At 44.0% G+C, this 14713-nt stretch carries 9 protein-coding genes; 7 read left to right on the top strand and 2 right to left on the bottom strand.

The window, feature by feature from the left end; translation table 11 throughout:
- Nucleotides 1-232: 232 nt before the first annotated feature.
- From BLR84_RS09690 to BLR84_RS09680, 3 genes are all read left to right on the top strand, one after another.
- Nucleotides 233-3208 carry a glycosyl hydrolase family 28-related protein gene (locus BLR84_RS09690; RefSeq protein WP_218128271.1) on the top strand — a complete coding sequence of 992 codons (2976 nt, stop codon included), beginning with the start codon at nt 233-235 and terminating at the stop codon, nt 3206-3208.
- A gap of 143 nt (nt 3209-3351) precedes the next feature.
- A complete protein-coding gene (locus BLR84_RS09685; protein ID WP_090467266.1) occupies nt 3352-5181 on the top strand; it encodes a glycoside hydrolase family 9 protein in 1830 nt (609 codons plus the stop codon).
- 16 nt (nt 5182-5197) lie between these two features.
- On the top strand, nt 5198-6322 hold the full coding sequence (locus tag BLR84_RS09680) for a redoxin family protein (RefSeq protein ID WP_090467264.1): 1125 nt from the start codon (nt 5198-5200) through the stop codon (nt 6320-6322).
- Between the two features lie 43 nt (nt 6323-6365).
- Here the strand turns inward: BLR84_RS09680 and BLR84_RS09675 are convergent, their stop codons facing one another.
- On the bottom strand, nt 6366-9320 hold the full coding sequence (locus tag BLR84_RS09675; RefSeq protein WP_090467262.1) for a two-component regulator propeller domain-containing protein: 2955 nt from the start codon (nt 9318-9320) through the stop codon (nt 6366-6368).
- Between the two features lie 1147 nt (nt 9321-10467).
- On the opposite strand from BLR84_RS09675, the gene BLR84_RS09670 reads away from it, so the two are divergent.
- Nucleotides 10468-11514 (top strand): IS110 family RNA-guided transposase, encoded by a 1047-nt coding sequence (locus tag BLR84_RS09670; protein WP_255366905.1) that lies wholly within the window; start codon nt 10468-10470, stop codon nt 11512-11514.
- A gap of 139 nt (nt 11515-11653) precedes the next feature.
- On the opposite strand, the gene BLR84_RS09665 is transcribed toward BLR84_RS09670, so the two are convergent.
- Nucleotides 11654-12424: a ThuA domain-containing protein gene (locus BLR84_RS09665; protein ID WP_090467258.1), complete on the bottom strand. Its 771-nt coding sequence runs from the start codon at nt 12422-12424 to the stop codon at nt 11654-11656.
- 174 nt (nt 12425-12598) lie between these two features.
- On the opposite strand from BLR84_RS09665, the gene BLR84_RS09660 reads away from it, so the two are divergent.
- The 3 genes from BLR84_RS09660 to BLR84_RS09650 are packed head-to-tail and all read left to right on the top strand — an operon-like array spanning nt 12599 to nt 14688.
- Nucleotides 12599-13141, top strand: coding sequence for a DUF4468 domain-containing protein (locus BLR84_RS09660; RefSeq protein WP_090467256.1), 543 nt, complete (start codon nt 12599-12601; stop codon nt 13139-13141).
- An 18-nt stretch (nt 13142-13159) separates the two neighbouring features.
- On the top strand, nt 13160-13915 hold the full coding sequence (locus BLR84_RS09655) for a ThuA domain-containing protein (protein ID WP_090467254.1): 756 nt from the start codon (nt 13160-13162) through the stop codon (nt 13913-13915).
- A gap of 20 nt (nt 13916-13935) precedes the next feature.
- Nucleotides 13936-14688 carry a ThuA domain-containing protein gene (locus tag BLR84_RS09650; RefSeq protein WP_090467251.1) on the top strand — a complete coding sequence of 251 codons (753 nt, stop codon included), beginning with the start codon at nt 13936-13938 and terminating at the stop codon, nt 14686-14688.
- The last annotated feature ends 25 nt before the right edge of the window (nt 14689-14713 follow it).

Below are 14713 nucleotides of genomic sequence, written 5' to 3'. Positions count from 1 at the left end.
AGGAGTGGAAGAAGCGGGGATGACAAACTTTATATACAGGGTATATCGCTCTGTTCTTTGTAACTAATTTGATATAATATCCTGTTGCGGATATCCGTAGTGGTGATGTAGTGTTATCAAAATAGCACTTGGGAAAACTAATATCGAGCTTTGTTCAAGCAGATCAATGTTGCCTTATATCCTGTTATATTCAAAATCAATTGTGATACCTTATCTAAAACTAACACCTATTGTGAAGAAGTTCTTTTTATTAGCTCTTTTTATACCATTAATCTGTCATGGTGGTTTTGCCCAAAAGCCGGATGCGCCATTTGGGGCTACCAGATCATTTTATCAGCAACGTTTGGAGGATAAGGAAGCGGTTTACTTTACTCCCGATAAGTACCCTATTAAAGCTGATGGAAAAACCGATGTGTCTGATGCTTTGCAGCAGGCTATCAAAGATTTGAAGGATAAAAATAATTTCGGCGTGCTGTTTATCCCCGAAGGGAAATACCTGATCAGTAAAACCATATTTGTACCGCGAGCTATTCGTCTGATTGGCTATGGTAAAACCCGGCCTGTAATGATATTGGCTAAAAACTCGCCGGGTTTCCAGGTGGCTGATAGTACGGATAAGGGAAAGGCCAAATACATGTTCTGGTTTGTCAATAATATATCCAAACCCGGCGAAGAGGTATCGGACGCGGGAGCATCTACATTTTATAGCGCGCTATCCAACATCAACCTTAAAATTGAGGATGGTAACCCGGTAGCCGTGGCTTTGCGAACGCATTATGCCCAGCACAGTTTTATAGCCCATGCCGATATTGACGCGGGCAAGGGTAAAGCAGGCATGTTTGATGTAGGTAACGAGATGGAAGACGTACGTTTTTTCAATGGAGATTATGGCATTTATACCACCAAACCGTCACCGGGATGGCAGTTTATGATGGTGGATACCTATTTTGAAGGGCAGCGTAAAGCAGCCATCAGTACCCAGGAGGCTGGATTAACCATTGTGCGCATGCATGTAAAAAATGTGCCTACGGTGATCGAGATCCATCCCAATTATCATGAAAAACTGTTTATGGAGGACAGCAGATTTGATCATGTGAGCGGTCCAGCTGTGGTGATCAGTAACGAGGATAATGCCTTTAATCAGATCAGTCTTCGCAATGTGGATTGCCGCGATGTAAAAGTGCTGGCCAGCTATCGCCGCAGCAAAACAACAATAGCTGGCGGAGGCGCTATCTACAAAGTGAAAAACTTTATATACGGTTTGCAGATGGATAACCTGACAGCCGACCCGGTGTATAAAACCATAAAGGAGATCCAGCCATTATCAGCTTTCCCGCCGCCAGCTAAAAAAGATATCCCCGATTTCCCGGCGATAGGTACCTGGGCCAATCTGCAAACCCTGGGCGCCAAAGGTGATGGCGAAACGGACGATACCAAAGCTATACAGGATGCCATTAATCAATACCCTGCTATTTATGTGCCATCAGGAAAATATCGTATTACCGAAACTTTGAAATTGAGACCGAATACGGTATTGATCGGTTTGAATCCCATCGCTACGCAGATCTTGCTGAAAGATAACACACAGGCTTTCGGCGGTTTCGGCGGCCCTGTGCCGATGATCGAAACAAGTAAAGGCGGTAATAACATTGTCACCGGTATAGGTTTATCTTCAGGTCGTATCAATCCGCGGGTGGTGGCCTGTAAATGGATGGCGGGTAAAAACTCCTATCTGAATGATGTGAAATTTTTGGGTGGTCATGGTGGTATGAATAAGCCTGGTGAGCAGGCTGGTCCAAGTTTGTATAAAGGTAACGATAGCGATATGTGGGACAGCCAATATTGGAGTCTTTGGGTAACCGATGGTGGTGGTGGCACGTTTAAAAATATATGGTCGGCCAATACTTATGCTACTGCCGGGGCTTATGTTTCCAACACCAGCACACCTGGGCGCATTTATGCTTTGTCGGTGGAGCATCATGTTCGTAACGAGGTACGTTTTAACAAAGTAGCCAACTGGAAGGTATACGCCCTGCAGCTGGAAGAGGAAAGCCGGGAAAGCACCGAATGCCAACCGCTGGAACTGGAAAATTGTGCAGATATGACTTTTGCCAACCTGTATATGTTTAGGGTGATCAGGGTAAATAAACCTTATCCATACTCCATCCGTAGTTGGAATAATAAAAATGTGGAGCTACTGAACGTACATAACTATAGCCAGATCAAGTATACCACTACCGATCCGCTGTATGATATCGGCACCAATACTACGGTGCGTCCCTGGGAGTTTACCCGACTGGTCATCAACAGTGCCACAACGGCCAGCGAACAACCCACTCAGGGCAATGTACAAAAGCTGGCGTCGGGTTTTGAATTTGCCAACAGTCTTTGCACCGATAGCAAAGGCAATGCTTATTTTAGCGAAGCCCGGATGAGGCGCATTTATAAATGGGATGCCAATACCAAGACTATCAGTCTGCTGGCCGATTATCCCTGGGAACCGCTCTCCCTGGCCTGCGATAAAAATGATAACCTGCTGGTGGTATTTAAATATGTACCCAAATCCGGTTATCTGGTTGATGGTAAGCCCGAAGTATTTAATAATCCACCTGATGCCTCCGGTACTTCGTTCAGCGGTTGGGGTAACTCAGGCTTTGGTAGCTTAGTATACTCAGTAAATACAAGCAATCCAGATGAGAGCATTCAGCTGCTCAAAAAAGAAGCCATGCCAACCGGCAAGACTATATACCAGGCCCTTTACCCTGCACACCGCTGGCGCGATTTTCACGATTTTAATACCGTATCAATCAATAAAGCTACCAAATGCTGGGTAGCGCCCGATGGGGTTACTATTATACCTGTGGTGTATGATTTGGCCCGTTCAAGCGCGCTGGTTACTGCCTATCCCGGCAGGCCGGTTTATACGACCGATGAATATGATAAGCGTACCGTGCAGCTCAATGTAAGCCCCGAAGGTTACCTGAGCGACCTGAAATATTTTGCCGAACGTGGTGAATTTGATTCGGCAGTTGATAGCAAAGGGAATGTATTTATAGCAGATGGACAGATTTACGAATATGATAGCGCCGGCAAACAGATCGGTATGATTAAAGTACCGGAGCGCCCTACATCTCTTGTTTTTAGTAAGGATGGGAAAACATTGTACGTTACTGGCCATAACGCTTTGTACGCAGTGGCTATAAATTGAAGGTGAGATATGAACAGGAGACGCATGTGATGCGTCTCTACGATTGTTCTTTGTAGAGACACATTACATGTGTCTCTGGCTTCGGAAAGCACGCCGAGCGGTGGAAATTTTATAAATTTATATAACTCTAAATACCCCAATCCATGAATATAACAACATCCCGTTTCCTGATCTTCTTATTGGTACTGTTCCCGGTGGCAACGATTGCCCAACAAATTAAAGTGCTAACCAATCAGGTAGGTTATGAAGATACTAAAGCAAAAAAGGCCATCGTGGTGGCCGATAAAACTTATCCTATTACAATATTTCAATTGCTTGATGCGGATGGCAAAGTGGCATTCTCCGGCAAACCGGTGTACAACGGTAAGGTAAAGGGGTGGAAAAACCGGGAGTTTTATACACTTGATTTTAGCGGGTTCAATACAGATGGTACTTACCACGTCGAGGTGGCGTTACCCGGCAGGAAAGTAAGCTCATACCCATTTAAAATAGGGAAAAACGTATTGGAGCAAGCTACACTATCAGATATAGTGTATTATTTTAAGGGGCAGCGCGCTGCCGGTGAGATTGATAAAGCCGATCATCATTTACTGCTGGCCGGCAGAACCCAGGATACTATTGATGCCCACGGTGGCTGGTATGATGCTACCGGCGATTATGGTAAACACTTTTCGCACCTGTCATTCTCCAATTATTTCAATCCGCAGCAGATACCGCTGGTGGTATGGAGCCTGCTGAAAACTAAGGAGATTCTCGATAAAAAAACAACGACCGATTTCAGGCAGATCAACCGCCGTATTTTGGATGAGGCTACCTATGGCGCCGATTACCTGGTGCGGATGCAGGCAAAAAACGGCTCTTTTTACCGCTCGGTATCGGCCCCTGGTCCTGGTAAGCTGGCTAAGGATAGGGTGATCCGTGCGGAAGACGCGTCCTATCGTATCAAGCAAACCAAAGATCAGCCCTTCAGCAATAGCTCCGCAAATAAGGATTGGCACCGGTATCAAACCAGTTATCGATCGGGTGGAGGCATAGCCATTGCTGCCTTGGCCATGGCATCAACCATCAAAGTAAACGGCGATTTTACCAGTGAACAATATTTGCAGGCTGCCGAAAACGCTTTCCAATTCCTGGAAGCCAACAATAGGCTCATGACTTTTGATGGCCACGAGAATATCCTGGATGATTATTGCGCCCTAAGCGCTGCAACCGAACTATACAAAGCCACCAAAAAAACAGAGTATTTAACAGCAGCTACTAAACGGGCCAATAATCTGATTGGTCGATTATCTGCCTGGAAGGGATATCAAAATTACTGGAAAGCCGATAGCACCGACAGGCCATTCTTTCATCCCTCAGACGCGGGCTTACCTGTTACCAGCCTCATTTATTATTATCCATATGCCGATCAGGCTATGCAGGCATCTATCAAAAAAGCCATCAAAGCATCATTTGATTTTGAGTTGAAGGTTACGCATGAAGTTAATAATCCATTTGGCTACAGTCGCCAATTGGTGCAGGATACATTGGGTAACAGGCGCACATCGTTTTTCTTTCCGCAGGGCAGCGACGCCTCACCGTGGTGGCAGGGTGAAAATGCGCGCTTATCTTCTATGGCTACGGCTGCCCGATTGGCGTCCGGTTTGTTTGCCGATGATAAAGCCTATCACGATCAGCTGGAAACTTTTGCCGTGGATCAATTGAATTGGATCCTGGGTCTGAACCCTTTTGATGCCAGTATGCTGCAAGGCACGGGGCATAATAACCCGGCCTATGGTTTCTTTGGCACGTTTGAGTATACCAATGCGCCCGGTGGCATTGTAAACGGCGTAACCGGTGGCCTGAACGACGAAAATGATATCGACTTTAATTTGTCCTATGCCCAGATCCATAAGGATTACGACTGGCGCTGGGCCGAGCAATGGTTGCCGCACACCGCCTGGTACCTGTTGGCCGTGTCTGTACATGAATAATTAGCTTTAGAAAAATATGAAAAAGTTTTGTTTGATAACCCTGGTTGCTTTACTAACCTTGTCGCAGTCTGGCTTTGCGCAGGTAAACCATACCACGTTGGCTACAGGTACCCAGGCACCTGATTTTAGTCTGCCTGGTATCGACGGAAAAACTTACACATTGCAATCATTTAAAGATGCTAAAGTGCTTGCTGTGGTGTTTATATGCAACCATTGCCCAACGTCACAGGCTTATGAGGATAGATTGGTCAAGCTCACCAGCGATTATGCACCCAAAGGCGTAAAAGTAGTGGCTATTAACCCCAATAATCCAGCCTCATTGCGTTTGGACGAACTGGGGTATAGCGATGTAGGTGATTCTTTTGAGGATATGAAAGTGCGTGCCAAAGACCGTCATTTTAATTTCCCTTATCTGTATGATGGCGAAACAGAGATCACCAGTAATAAATACGGTCCGGTAGCTACACCGCACATTTTTATATTCGATAAAGATAGGAAGCTACGCTATAATGGCCGCATTGACGATATGGAGAATCCCGCCAAAACACCGCGGTCATTGGATGCACGCAATGCTATTGACGCGGTATTGGCAGGTAAAGAAGTAGCCGTGCCGGTAACCAAAACCTTTGGCTGCTCTATCAAATGGGCCGAAAAACAGGACTGGATCCAGAAAGCCACTGTAACCTGGGCCAATGAACCTGTAAAGCTGGATACCATTGACGCTGCGGGCATAGCCAACCTGGTAAAAAACAAAAGCGATAAACTAAGATTGATCAACCTATGGGCTACCTGGTGCGGCCCTTGTGTGGCCGAGTTCCCGGAACTGGTAACCATTATGCACCTGTACCGCGACCGTGGACTGGAACTGGTAACCATCAGTGCCGACGATCCATCGCGTAAGGATAAGGCATTGAGCTTTTTAAAAGACAAACAAGCATCCGGCCCCAACTACATTTATACCGGCGATGATAAATACAAAATGATCGAGGCTGTTGATCCTAAATGGGATGGCGCGCTACCATACACCATGTTGGTTGATCCGGATGGTAAAGTTATTTACGGAAAGCAAGGCATTATCAATCCCGAAGAGCTCAAAAAGATTATCTGGGATGACCCGCTGATGGGGAGGATTTATAAGTAAGACCCCACCCAACCCTCCCCAAAGGGGAGGGCTTTAAGCTATTTTAAAAAGTCTCCCCTTCCGGGGGAGATTTAGAGGGGGTTTTCGTAATATCAATCAAAAAATCATACAAATTAACCTCCGTAGCTAAGCCCAGTTTTTTGCGAACCCGGTACCGGCTGATCTCGACGCCTTTGAGGGAGATATTCATCAACTGCGCTATTTCTTTAGAGGTAAGATTAAGCCGCAGGTAAGCGCAAAGTTTTAAATCGGTAGGACTCAATCCGGGGAACCGGGTTTTCATAATGGAAAGAAAATTGTTGTGTACCTGGTCAAAGTAAATGGCGAAGTGATTCCAGTCATCGTCCTTTTTCTCGGTATCGGTTACCAGTTTAAAAACATTCCGGAATTCGTGGGTCAGATCGGGCATGTTCACTTTTTTGATGGCAGCTACCAACTCTTCGCGAATGTTGAGCAGGATGCGGCCACGCTCCACCAGGTGCATGGTGATGGTAGCCAGTTCCTTGTTTTTATAGTTTAGTTCCGATTCCAGGTTGTTGTTCTTCAGGGCGATGATCTCTTTCTCGTTCCGGTCAAGCTCCAGGCTGTGCAGATAACTCAGGCGGCGCTGCTCTTCCTCGTGTTTTTGCTGATGCAGGTCGAAGCGTTTTCGCTGTTCTTTCATCGCTAAATAAATGGCGCAAACCACCAGAAAAAGATAAAAAAGATAGGCCCAGGTTGTTTGGTACCAGGCAGGATCTACAACAAAGGTATAATTGACCGGTGCTGAAGCATTACCCAGGTTATTGCGCACCCTTACCGAAAAAGTGTATCTCCCATATGGTAAATTGGTATAATCCTTCTCGGTTTTTACCGACCATTTTGACCACTCATTATCAAAACCCTCCAGCTTATAAGAAAACTCCTCATTGCTTTTTTGCGCGAACAGGGTTGAAGAATATTCAAAATGAAAAGAGTTCCAATGATTGGACAGGGTAACAATTTGCTTTTTGCCCTGAACACCGGCCACATTATTATCCTTCATAAAGTAACCGCCAAATATCAGGCTATCTTTTTCGGCAATGGCCTTTACGGTGGTCAGTAATACGTTCAGTTTGGTTTCCGACTGTACGTATTGGCGGTAATTTAAATGGAATACACCGTTATTGGAACCGACAAAAATGTTTTCCTTATCATACGGATAAATATACCCGGCACTCTTTACGGTTTGCCCGGCAAGTTCAGGAAAATAGATCACCGTATATGGCTTACCGCCCGATGGCTTGCTAAAATCAATCACCCCAACCCGCTGATCACTGATGAACCAGACATTGCCTGCCGAATCTGCGGTTAAATGCTCTATGTAGGAACCGCCCAGGGCCGACTTGTAAAAGGCCGATTGTTCAAATTTATTTAGCCTGTTATTATATTCATATACACCTTTCTCCGTGGCTACCAGGATTTTACCCCGGATAAGATACACATGATTGTTCATTACCGAAGGCAAGCCATTACGATCTGTATATTGCGTATAACGGATGATCTTTCTCCTGTCGGCGGATAGTTGGATCTTATAAACACCCCTATAAGAATGCGAAGCCCATATCACATGATCATCATTGTCTTTGGCCAGGGTAGGTAAGGATTCGTACAGGGCGTCCATTTTGGCATCAGCCGTAAAATCATTGCCATTGTTTTTGATCAGCTGCAAGCCGGTATAAGTACCGGCAATGATATCCGGCGAAGAAGGAATGGGCACAAACCTCCAGGCACCTTCCCGGTTGGTGATCTGTTTCACTCGGTTATTATCAACCACTAAAGCACCATCCTCATGCCCAACCAATAAGTTGTGGTTTATTTCGCGCAGGCTCCATACCTGGCCCTTGGTATTCTCTACCTCGGTAAATGCCCCTTTATTGGTACTGATATCCTTTTGCCGGGTATCAAGCGGAACGCTGTATAAACCGTTTGAGGTACCGATGAACAGCTTGTTGTTGAACACGCTTACCGCGTTGCTTTTTAGCTGATTATCCTTGTTGGCATAAATACGTTTAACCGAAGTGTTATAATTAATAAAATCAATGCCGCTTTCCAGGCCGAGCCACAGGTTTTTGTCGCGATCAAGCAATAGACCAAGCACGTTGTTGTTTTGTAACCCTTCATTGTTCGAAAATCTTTCTACCACGTTGCCCTTGCCATCAATAATGATCAGGCCCCGGGCTTTGGTCCCGATGGCATAGCGGTCGTCGCCTATTTTTTTGGCACAGTTCACCAGGTCATTCTGTAAAATGGGGTCAATAGCGGTAGGTTTTTTAATCAGGGTTGATCCGGTAAGCAAAAATAAGCCTTGCTTCAATGTGGTAACCAGCACCGTATCCCGGTTATAATCCATTACCCCGGTAATATGCAGACTGGCGGTTTGTAACTGCGTACGACAAGGCTGCCATTGATAATCCTTAAAAAACATCAGGCCTTCGTCCTTATCCTCTGCAAATAGTTGTGACCCGGCTTTTGACAGCAATCGCCAACCGCCCGGCGCGTCAAATGTCTTGATCTCGTTGTTATTATATTCAAAAACACACTCAATGGTACGGAAGAACACCTCGTTTTTGAACAGTACAATGCTCCATATATCGGCAAATTGCCTGGCCTTCTGTGGCATCAGGTGTTTAATGGAATGATATTTCAAAATGCCGTTCGCATCCGGAAAAAAGTAGCCTATCTCGTCCTGTCCGCCAACAAAGATCCTTCCATCTGCGTCGATGGCCAAAGCCTTGATGGTACCTTTGTTGGGTAGGGGGTATATTTTCCAGTAACTGCCGTCAAAAGTTAAAAGCCCGTCGTTATTGGCAAAATAAAGGATGCCGTTACGGTCCTGCTTTACATCCCATACCTCCGTACTGGCGTTATAATCTGTATGTGTGTAGTTTTTGATGGCGGGTATGCCAATGGTGGTTTGCGCTGTGACCGTAAAAACCAAAGCACGGCAAATAATAATCAATAGAATGATTTTCTTCATCAACAAAACTTTCCCCAGAGGGTATTTTAAAAATGTTTTATAAAACCGGCAGTATCAGGCAAGCACGGTAATTGGATTAAAAAGGTAATTTAAAAAACATTTTAATATAAAGAGTAAATGTTTTGTTTGTAGTGGGAGATATAAATGGATTACCAGCGGTATTTAAGTTGTTTGAAGGTTTCTGTAGTGTTAATGTAGAGGTGTCGCATATTGGTATTGGGTATTGGTGAGGGATGCTATTTTGTGGGCTGCGTCTAAATAGATCATTGCCTGATGCTTTATAAGGCGAATATTGCCTGTCGTAGAGCGCTCAATTGCCGCTGAGGCTGTTACTTTTGTCTTGATACAAAAGTAACCAAAAGATCAAGTCACCAGAAATGCTTCTTTGCCGCACAAGGCCTTTGCCCTGCAAAACAGCCAGAACCACGGGCTGCTAAACCTTACCTCCAATCGTTCGCTCATCCCCCGCTTCGGCAAGGTTTGCTAATGCCCCTGCCATTACACAAGCCATCATGTTCTGCCCGCTTTCGTCCGAAGCTTATCTGCTGACGGGAAAAGAAAAGAAATCATGGTAATCCTAAAACGGCGCAGCCCTCTTGCACACCGATTAAAATTAACTCGTGAAAAATCCTATAAATCGAGGTTCAGAAGGTAACGTCCTTGTTTAGCGTTAAGAATCAAGAGACACAAATCAAGGTTCAGACAAAATTTTCGTGAACTATTACGCTCTTTTGGGAAGTAATAAATTATGGTTTACACTGTAAACCGTTTTTTTATGGCAAAGCATAATCAATTAATTGATTATTAGTTAATTGAAAAAAATGTAACCATAAAAAGTGTAAACCATGTAAACCCATTTTTGTAACCTATTAAGCAGTTCTGTCCAGGTTACCCCCGAAGCTTATCTCCTATGTTTGTTATCCAGATAAAAAGCAAATAAATTAGAGTAATAAGTGAAAAAGCGTGAGAGTAGAGAAGCCTTCAAACAGCTTTTAAAGCATGTACTTCAGCAGATAATACCTCACGTTTTTTACCCTTAAGAGTCAGAACAGAATGTAAGGAATATGGCAATGCTGTATATCCAGAATATCCAACCAGGAGAAAAGACGAAGAGGGGTTATTCACTTGTTGATATCCTAAATATAATATGATGACAAACATTTTAAAGCAGGTAGCGGGTATTGATGTAGCTCAAAAAGAATTAGTTGTATCTATGGGGCGTATGGATCAGGAACTGACATTGGAAATTTTCGCCTTCAAAACATTCCCCAATAACGAAAAAGGATTTAAAGCTTTGATTCAATGGTCGGCAACGATCACTGATGACAAAGTTAAGGTCCGTTATGTAATGGAAGCTACAGGCGTTTATCATGAATCGTTAGCTTATTATCTGGCAGACAATGGCTTTGAGTTAAGTATAGTACTACCTAACAAGATCAGTAATTATTTCAGAACGCTGGATATAAACACCATTACAGATAAAACAGCTTCGCAAACTATAGCCCGGTTCGGCCTGGAAAGAAAACTGGAGGTATGGCTGAAACCCAAAAAGATATTCAGAGATCTTAAACAGTTAACCCGTGAACGGGATCAACTAATTGCTGAACGAACCCTGTTGAAAAATCAGCTGCATGCAGAACTGGCGGAAGCCTTCCCCAATCAGAGAAGTGTTAACAGAATTAATAGCAGGATCAGGTTCCTTAACGAACAGGAAAAAGAGATTAAAGGAGATATAGCTGAAATTGTGAAGCAAGACAACGAATTACTTAAAAAGGTACAGACGATCACTTCTATACCCGGAGTAGGTAAGCTAACGGCTATAATTGTATTGGCCGAAACAAACGGCTTTGAATTAATACGCAATAAAAGACAATTGGCTAGTTATAGTGGATTGGATATTAGGGAAAAACAATCAGGTACATTAGTCAAGGGAAAACCTAGAATATCAAAAAAAGGAAACCGGCATCTACGCAAAGCCATGCACTTACCGGCATTATCTGCCATTAAACATAACGAGCAGTTTAAAGTGATCTTTACTCGATTGGTATCCAGGCATGGCATAAAAATGAAAGCAGCAGTGGCATTGCAAAGAAAATTATTGGAACTGATCTTCGTCATCTGGAAAACTGACAAACCTTTCGCTAAAGATCATTTGGAGAGCGCTAACAAATTAACAATACTACAAAATACTTAGGGCAGCCATTACGAAAAATGAACCGCCCTAATCAGGCTAACTTAAAGCCGCCTTTAATAAATCAAATTTATTAAATATTTGGATCGCATCACAGAATCTGCTGACAAAAAGAAAAAAGTTATTTCCAATCACTAATTCACTAATTAAACCTCGCTGCCCAAAATATCGTGTTCCTCACCAGGGTAGTAAACGTGCTGTCCTGGAAAAGCTCGGGGAAGTGCCCCATGGCTATGTATATGTTTTTGGCCTTGATGTGCTCGTTGGTCCATATCACGGGGTGGTCCCCCATTTTGATGGGCTTATCAGGTACATAGGTGCTTTCGTCAATACTGGCCAGTACATGCACATTAGGGCGCGGACTATGGTTGTACGTATACCATTCATCTTTGGTCGTAAATGATGCGGGTAATCCGGCCATAATGGGGTGGTTTTTATCCTCAATAGTAAGCAGCGCCGTTGTACCGCCGTGTATGGTATCCTTAAATTCGATGCCACCCATAAACTGGCAATACCACTGCCACATGGGGTAACCATCAAACACTCCCAGCAGGGTGGGGTGATGAAAACCTATCCAGCCGCCTTTGCCCTGCTCCAGGTATTCGGTAAAAGCCGCCTGTGCTTCCGGTCCCCAGGGGTAGGGTGGGTAATCCAGCTGTATAAACAACTGATATTGTTTCAGAAAATCCTTAGTTATAGGTTGGGTATTGGTGATGTAATCAATGGTGAAATTACTATCGATAGCCAGCTTATCCAGCCATATTTTGGCCGCGGCATCAAACAGGGCATGGCCCCCGCCAACTTCGGCAATGGCAATAGCCTTGAAACGTGGCTGTTTATTTTGTGCAACACTGATGAGCGAGCTGCCAATAACGAGCAGCAAAATGATGGAAGTAATTTTAAATGTTTTCATAGCACGACCTTCGGTTTAGGTCGGGCAATTATAGCTGAAACTTTTTATTAGGTATTACCAATTGGAGCAAGGTAGTGGTAAAGTAGGGCAGCTATAAAGGCTTTATATAGGTTCAAATTAAGATATTTGGTTGTTGTAGTGCTGCTGACGTACTACCCTCATTTTATCACCTGTATGAAAAGAACGCCTCTTGTTATCCTTTACTTTATGGTATATTGTTTAGTGTTGCCTGCTTTTGCATTTGCGCAAACGGATACTGCTAAAATTGATATCCCCATGAAAAAGGGGAAAGTGAATTACGAGAACACCTCAAAAAATATAGCAGGCAAAGCCGAACTGTTTCAGCGGGCCAGACATTGGTTTAGTACCGTATTTCCAGATCAGCCGGAGGGCAAAGCCGTTATTGATGAGCAAGCCGGAACTATCAATGGCATAGGCTTGTTCAAAGTGATCGCCAGCGACTCAGGGAACTATTACTGGTTAAAATTCAATGTAAGTATTACGGTGACCGATACCGGGTATACCTATCGCGCTTATAATTACTACGAAAAGCCGATAGAAAAGGGCATCACCAATGAATACTCCAAAATTGAATATCGCTGGTGGGATTATCGTCAGGGGTATCCCTGGTCGGTGGAGGATAAGCGATTGTTTACCGGTTTAAATAACAACTCTCGTACGCTGCTAACCTCGTTTAAAACCATCATGGACAAATAAAATCTTACTAAAAAACATATGAAAAAACTACTGCTGTTCATTTGCCTCGGCATATTTATCTGCTTTAACCTCAACGCGCAAACCAAACATTTTAAAGTACTGGCCCTGTATGAGAATGGGGGGCACCATATTGAGTTCTCCAAACGCGCCAAAGTATGGCTGGATAAACTGGCCGCTGAAAAGGGCTTTACTATCGATTATATACAAAATACCGACAAAATAGACGATGCCTTTTTGAGCCAGTACCAATTGTTTTTGCAGCTGGATTATGTACCCTATGCCTGGACTGATAAGGCTATGGCTGCCTTTCAGAAATATATTGACGAAGGTAAAGGTGGCTGGGTAGGCTTTCATCACGCTACGCTTTTGGGTGAGTTTGATGGCTATCACGAGTGGCAATGGTTCTCGAACTTTATGGGAGGCATCACCTACAAAAACTACATCGCCACTTTTGCCAAAGGCAAGGTGAACGTAGAAGATAAAAAGCACCCGGTGATGAAAGGTGTGCCCGCGTCGTTCCTGATACAGCAGGAGGAATGGTATACCTATGATAAAAGCCCGCGCCCTAATGTACATGTACTGGCCAGCGTTGACGAATCAACCTACGATCCGCAGGGAGATATCAAAATGGGCGATCATCCTGTGGTATGGACTAACGAGCAGAAAAAGGCCCGTAACGTTTATATTTTCATGGGCCATTCGCCAAATCTGCTGGATAACCCGGCCTGGGTAAAACTGGTGACTAACGCTATTTTCTGGGCTGTAGGTAAATAATACCAACATTAAATAACCATATGATGTTTAAAAAACTGTTTTGCCTGCTGATAGCTATTGTTTTCTGTACCGCGGTGTTTGCCCAGGGCGCTAAATTTAAAATGCTGGCCCTTTATACCACCACGGTCGAATCGGATCATGTTGATTTTGCCAATGATGCCATCAAGTATTTTACCGATCTGGCAGCTAAAGATGGCTTTGCCTTTGAGGCTACCACCAACTGGAAAAATTTGAATGATGATAACCTTAAAAATTACCAGCTCATCATCTGGCTGAATGATTTTCCGCAGAACGAAGAACAACGCAATGCCTTTGTAAAATACATGGATAACGGCGGTGCCTGGGTCGGTTTTCACGTGGCCGGATATAATGATAAATATACCAAATGGCCCTGGTTTGTAAGCTTTTTGGGTAGTGCTGTTTTTTATAACAACAGCTGGCCACCACTACCCGCAAAGCTGGTGATTGATGATAGTAAACATCCGGTAACCAAAGGTATCCCGGTTCATTTTGTAGCGCCTATTAATGAATGGTACGGGTGGAAACCAAGTCCGCGGTTAAATAAAGACATTAAAGTTTTGGTAACGCTTGATCCGGCAAATTATCCCCTGGGTAAAAAGGACATTATCCGCGAAGGTGATATCCCGGTAGTGTGGACGAACACCAAATACAAAATGCTGTATATTAACATGGGGCACGGCGACCAGATATTTACTTCAGATACGCAAAACAAACTGTTTGAGAATGCTGTGCTGTGGTTGAGGAGGAAGTAGATGTGCGGATGTGCAGATTTTAGAT

Origin of the sequence: Mucilaginibacter sp. OK268, from assembly GCF_900103125.1 — a bacterium.
GTDB lineage: Bacteria > Bacteroidota > Bacteroidia > Sphingobacteriales > Sphingobacteriaceae > Mucilaginibacter.
The sequence above is the reverse complement of the archived record's forward strand: the minus strand, read 5'-3'. Positions and strand labels throughout refer to the sequence as shown.